Raw genomic sequence first — 5,620 nt, 5'->3', positions numbered from 1 at the left:
TGATGCCCCCTCCGCCCGGCGCCCCGCCCCCGCCGCCGTCCGCACCCCCCGCGCCTCCCGCACCGCCACCGGGCTGGTGACGCCGGGCTGGTGACGCCGGATCAGCGCGGCCCCGGGGCCCAGGCCCTGTCCGCTGCGGTTCGGATGCGCCCCGAAGGGGCGCGGGGCCGTGTCGATGTGCGGCTCCGCCGCGGCTGTGTCGATATGCGGCTCCGCCGCGTGGCCAGCCACGACGCAGCCGCAGACGAAGGACGGCAGTTTGCGGCTCTTCCCGCGGAGCGCTACCGCATCCCGAGGGACCGCTTGAGGAAGTCGACCTGAAGCAGGAGCAGATTCTCCGCGACCTGCTCCTGCGGGGTCATATGGGTCACCCCGGACAGCGGCAGCACCTCATGCGGACGGCCCGCGGCCAGCAGCGCCGAGGAGAGCCGCAGGGTGTGCGCGGCCACCACGTTGTCGTCCGCCAGACCGTGGATGATCATCATCGGCCGGGCGGTCTCCGCCGCGCCGGACAGCCCCTCGTCGGTCATCAGCGCGTTGGCCGCGTAGACCTCGGGCTGTTCGTCCGGCAGGCCCAGATACCGCTCGGTGTAGTGGGTGTCGTACAGCCGCCAGTCCGTCACCGGGGCGCCCGCCACGCCCGCGTGGAAGACATCGGGGCGGCGCAGCACCGCCAGCGCGGCCAGATAGCCGCCGTAGGACCAGCCGCGGATGGCGACCCGGCCGAGGTCCAGCGGATAGCGCTCGGCGAGCGCCGTCACCGCCTCGACCTGGTCCTCCAGGGTGACCGCGGCCAAGTCGTCGCGTACCGCCTTCTCCCAGCCGGGGGAGCGGCCGGGGGTGCCGCGGCCGTCGGCGACGATCACGGCGAAGCCCTGGTCGGCGAACCACTGCGAGGTGAGATGGGCGTTGTGCGAGGCGACCACCCGCTGGCCGTGCGGCCCGCCGTAAGGATCCATCAGGACCGGCAGCGGTCCGTCGCCCTCCCGGTGGCCGCTGGGCAGCAGCACGGCACAGGGGATGTCCCGCTTGCCCGCGAAGAGCAGCTCGGGGCGGGCGGTGATGACGGGCTGCTCCGCGTGCGAGGCGATCTCGGCGATGCGCTCGGCCGCGCCGTGGTCGGCGGGCCGGAGGATCTCCACGCTGACCCCGGGCCGCTCCAGCCCCGTGTACGCCAGCGCGAGCACCTCACCGCCGCGCACGGCGGAGTGGACCGCGGGGAAGGGCCGCTTGCCGACCGGCTCCCAGCCGCCCTGGTCGCCGCTGCCCCGGAACCAGGCGCGGTAGACGTCGATCTCGCCCGGCTGCTCGGGCAGCGGGGCTCCGGCCCCCGGAGAGGCGGAGAACAGCACGTCGTCCTTGCCGATGTCGAGGACCGCGTGCACATGGAGGGCGCCGGACGTCAACTTGCGGTCGCCGACCATCAGCACCCGCGCGCCGCCCTCATCCGCGATGCGGACGAGGCGTCCGTCCTCCGTCCAGGACGGCACCCCGGGGAAAAGATCCAGCCAAACCGCGTCCTCGTCGACATGGACCGTGCTGGTCCGTCCGGTGTCGGTGTCCACGGCCAGATAGAGCTGGCTGCGCTGGTCCCTGGCCTGGACCAGAAGCAGGGGCGGACCGTAGGCCGACCAGTGCACCCGCGCGAGGTACGGATAGCGCTCCCGGTCCCACTCGATCTCCGTACGGGAGCCGTCCAGACCGAGTAGAACCAGCCGCACCTCGGCGTTGGCGGTGCCCGCGGCGGGATAGGCGGCCTCCGTGGGCTTCCGGCCAGGGTGGGCCGGGTCGGCGGTCCACCAGCGCTGTACGGGGGCGTCGTCGGCGCGGGCGGCCAGCAGGGCGTCGCTCCGCGGCGACCACCAGAAGCCGCGTGAGCGGTCCATCTCCTCGGCCGCGATGAACTCCGCGAGGCCGTAGGTGACGGTGTCCTCCTCCGGCTCCGCGAGCGCCCGGTCGTCCGTGCCGTCCGTGCCGTCCGCGCTCGTGACCCGCAGCGCCCCGCCCGCCGCATAGGCGATGTGGCGGCCGTCCGGCGAGGGGCGCGGGTCCACGACGGGACCGGGGACGCGCAGCTCACGGGTGGTGCCCGCGGGCAGATCGGTGCTGAAGAGCCGTCCGGAGAGGGCGAACGCGGCCCGCTCGACGGCGGTGTCCACCGCGTAGCCGACCACTCCGGCCGACCCCTCGCGGCTGCGCTCGCGCCGCGCCCGCTCCTCGGGCGACAGCTCCTCGCCGGCGCCGCCGAGCAGCTCGGCCGGGTCGGCGGCGGGGTATTCGCGCTGCCCGGCGAGGTCGTACACCCATAGGAGGCCGGTCCGGTCGGTGCCCGAGCGGGAGCGGAGGAAGACGACGCGTGAATCGTCGGGGGCCACGGTCAGGGCCCGCGGTGCCCCGAGGGTGAAGCGTTGGGTCCGCGCGTGCTGCCGTGGGAACGAGAGCTGTCCGGTCATAGGGCGAGCGTACGGCTCAGGATCATCGCGAGGGAGAGTACGGATCGGTAGGCCACCGGGCGGCATTGCCCCCGGCACGGTCGGGCCGGAACGGCGCGGGGGTCAACCGGCCGCGCGCGATGGCGAGATGGCGCATAACCACCGAGAAAACGCCCCGGGGGCGCGGAAGTTCGTGCGATCAGGCATGCGCCCCTGTCATGCTCCCGTGCACCGAGTCATGTGTACACCGCCATAGTTATGATCGATTGCGCATAGTGGGTAGCCCATCTGTGGCATCAATATGTTGTCCGTCCGAGTGCGTGTATCTGGAGGTGAGCCGCTGTGGCGCTCTCGATCTCGGTATCAGTGCTATTGCTGATCATCGTCTTCATGCTCGTGAACAAGGCAGGGCTGAAGGCGGTTCATGCGGTCGTCTGTGTCCTCCTCGGCTTCTACCTGGCGAGTTCTTCGGTAGCCCCGACGATCGACGACCTCACCACCAATGTGGCGGACATGATCGGCGGGGTGAAGATCTGACCCCTGAGCGGATCGGCGGAAGTCGGCTGCGGTTCGGTGGCGCCCCGAAGGGGCGCGGGGCTGTGTCGATCTGCGGCTCCACCGCGGCTGTGTCGATATGCGGCTCCGCCGCGTGGCCAGCCACGACGGTGCCGTGGACGATCGACGGCAGGTCAGGGCACTTCCAGCGGAGCGCTCAGCGGCGTGAAGATCTGACCCCGAGCGGGGCCGGGGCGTGCGACCCGTGGGCACTGGTGTGCGAATCGTAGGCTGTGCCCATGACCGCTCTTCCCGCCCGTCGTCTGCTGCTGGTGCACGCACATCCGGACGACGAGTCGATCAATAACGGCGCGACCATGGCGAAATATGCCGCCGAGGGCGCATACGTCACCCTGGTGACCTGCACCCTCGGTGAGGAGGGCGAGGTCATCCCGCCTGCCCTCGCACATCTCGCCGCCGACCGCGACGACGCGCTCGGTCCGCACCGGATCGGCGAACTCGCCGCGGCCATGGACGCCTTGGGGGTCGAGGACCACCGCTTCCTGGGCGGTCCCGGCCGCTATCGCGACTCCGGGATGATGGGCGCCCCGCAGAACGACCGGCCGGACTGCTTCTGGCAGGCCGACCTGGACGAGGCCGCGGGGCACCTGGTGGCCGTGGTCCGCGAGATCCGGCCACAGGTTCTCGTGGCGTACGACACCCATGGGGGGTATGGCCACCCCGATCACATCCAGGCACACCGCGTGGCGATGCGCGCCGTGGAGCTGGCCGCCGACGCGGACTTCCGCCCCGAGCTGGGCGCGCCGCACGACATCGCGAAGGTCTACTGGAACTGCGTACCGCGCTCGGCCGTCGAGGAGGGCTTCGCCCGGCTGCGGGCCGCGGGCCGTGATTCGCTCTTCCCCGGCGTCGCCACGATCGACGACGTCCCCGGAGTGGTACCGGACTCGGATGTCACCGCGTCCATCGACGGCACCGCCCACGCGGCGGCCAAGGCGGCGGCGATGAGCGCCCACGCCACCCAGATCGCGGTGGACGGACCCTTCTTCGCGCTCTCCAACGACCTGGCCCAGCCGATGTTCGTCCATGAGCACTACCGGCTCGTCAAGGGCGAGGCCGGGGCGGGCCGCGAGGACGACCTGTTCGCGGGGGTGACGGCATGACGGCGCTGCGCCTGGGCGGATACGCCCTGCTGGCCGTGGCCGGGGTGCTGGTCGGCGCCGCGGGCGCGCTGGTCCAAGCGGCATGGTTCCCCGGCGGGTTGCTGCTGGCGCTGCTCGCGGTCGCGGGCCTGTGCTACGGCGGGGTCAAGGCCACGGGTGCCCGGATGGGTGGCGGAGTGCCCGCGGGGGCCTGGACGGTGGCCGTGTTGCTGCTCACTTCCTCCCGCTCGGAAGGGGATTTCCTGTTCGGCGCCGGGCTGGGGTCGTACGCTTTCCTCCTCGGCGGGATGTTCATCGGTGTGATGTGTGCCACGTTGCCTCTGGTGCCGCAACCTCCTGGCCCGCCGGTCCGACTTGGTAAGTGACGTGACGTTTTCGGCACGACGCCCTCGGCACTTGAAGGCCCTTCGGACATGCGGCGAAGGGTGCGCCTCGGGCGTACCGGATGCGGTGATCCGGCGGCCGTCAAGTGCGCGTCCGCACCGCCCAGTATGGTGGTGCCGCCGCCGAGCCGCCCGCGCGAGGTCCGACGGGCGGCGGAGCTAACTGGGAGAACCTGCTTTGAGCCGTGAATCTGACAGTTCGTCCTCCGGGCCCCGGGAGGGAAGCGGCGGTGCCGCCTACCCGTCGGGCACCCCGCCGTACGGATCCCGCCAGTACCCCTCGCCGAGCCCCACGCAGGAGGCTCCGCAGGAGCTCGCCGACGACGGGCAGGGGCGGGCCGCGGCCAAGCCGGAGGAGCCGAAGACCGAGACCACGCTGACGACCCGGATCAAGATCAACATTCCGGGGTCGCGGCCTATCCCGCCGGTGGTCATGCGCACGCCCGTCGCGGAGGACGGCGTACCCGCGCAGCGCTCCGGCGAGGACGACGACGCCCCCGAGCCCACCAGCGCCCTGCCCCGGGTCGACTACACGCCGACGCCGGAGCGCGGGGTGCCGGCCGAGCCCGGCGGGCCGGGCGAGCCGTCCGAGAACCGCGAGAAGAAGGGCGACGGCGAGCAGCGGACCAGCGACTGGTTCTCGCCCCGTAGGCCCAGGGGCGGTTCGTCGGCCACCGGCAGCACGCCGACGCCGCAGATGCCCCCGGCCCCGGACACCACCCAGGGGTTCCCGGCGCCCGACACCACGCAGGGATTCCCCTCCCCGGATACCACGCAGGGGTTCCCGGCACCGGATACCACCCAGGGGTTCCCGGCACCGGACACCACGCAGGGGTTCCCCGCGCCGGACACCACCCAGGGGTTCCCGGCCCCGCAGCAGGGTGGCGGCCCCGTCGCCGATCTGCCGTACTTCACCGACGCCCAGGCCCTGTCCGGCCACCCCGAGCCGAGCGGCCCCACCACCGGCCCGGCCACCGGCGACATGTATATGCCGCCGTCCGGCCCCGGTACGGGACCGCGCGACAGCGAGTTGCCGGCCCCGCCCGGACCGGGCCCGGCCGGTGGCCGGTACGGCGGTGACTCGCAGACGCCTCCGGGCGGGGTGGGGCCGCTGGCCGGCGGCGGC

At 72.8% G+C, this 5,620-nt stretch carries 5 protein-coding genes and 1 pseudogene; 4 read left to right on the top strand and 2 right to left on the bottom strand.

Going from position 1 to position 5,620, the window contains the following annotated elements; all coding sequences use genetic code 11:
- Positions 1 to 231: hypothetical protein (locus KN815_RS45055; RefSeq protein ID WP_216347591.1), on the bottom strand; the 231-nt coding region annotated here is incomplete at its 3' end.
- A gap of 50 nt (positions 232 to 281) precedes the next feature.
- On the bottom strand, positions 282 to 2,453 hold the full coding sequence (locus KN815_RS45050) for a S9 family peptidase (protein ID WP_216347590.1): 2,172 nt from the start codon (positions 2,451 to 2,453) through the stop codon (positions 282 to 284).
- 321 nt (positions 2,454 to 2,774) lie between these two features.
- Here KN815_RS45050 and KN815_RS45045 point away from each other — a divergent pair, with 321 nt between their 5' ends.
- The 4 genes and pseudogenes from KN815_RS45045 to KN815_RS45030 form a co-directional block, all read left to right on the top strand.
- On the top strand, positions 2,775 to 2,969 hold the full coding sequence (locus KN815_RS45045) for a hypothetical protein (RefSeq protein WP_014054695.1): 195 nt from the start codon (positions 2,775 to 2,777) through the stop codon (positions 2,967 to 2,969).
- 257 nt (positions 2,970 to 3,226) lie between these two features.
- Positions 3,227 to 4,111 carry an N-acetyl-1-D-myo-inositol-2-amino-2-deoxy-alpha-D-glucopyranoside deacetylase gene (gene mshB / locus KN815_RS45040; protein WP_216347589.1) on the top strand — a complete coding sequence of 295 codons (885 nt, stop codon included), beginning with the start codon at positions 3,227 to 3,229 and terminating at the stop codon, positions 4,109 to 4,111.
- Positions 4,108 to 4,476, top strand: a complete 369-nt coding sequence (locus KN815_RS45035; protein ID WP_216347588.1) for a DUF6113 family protein — start codon at positions 4,108 to 4,110, stop codon at positions 4,474 to 4,476. The genes mshB and KN815_RS45035 overlap by 4 nt, the downstream gene beginning before the upstream one ends.
- Before the next feature lie 196 nt (positions 4,477 to 4,672).
- Positions 4,673 to 5,620: pseudogene (locus KN815_RS45030) on the top strand (hypothetical protein); the annotation flags it as partial.

It is taken from the genome of Streptomyces niphimycinicus (assembly GCF_018883605.1).
Taxonomy (GTDB): domain Bacteria; phylum Actinomycetota; class Actinomycetes; order Streptomycetales; family Streptomycetaceae; genus Streptomyces; species Streptomyces niphimycinicus.
Note: the sequence above shows the minus strand (reverse complement) of the source record. Positions and strands in the feature narration are given on the sequence as shown.

Bases quoted from the DNA above. Each gene is read 5' to 3' on its own strand.
- KN815_RS45035 (WP_216347588.1), top strand. From the start codon at position 4,108: ATGACGGCGCTGCGCCTGGGCGGATACGCCCTGCTGGCCGTGGCCGGG.
- KN815_RS45050 (WP_216347590.1), bottom strand. From the start codon at position 2,453: ATGACCGGACAGCTCTCGTTCCCACGGCAGCACGCGCGGACCCAACGC.
- mshB (WP_216347589.1), top strand. From the start codon at position 3,227: ATGACCGCTCTTCCCGCCCGTCGTCTGCTGCTGGTGCACGCACATCCG.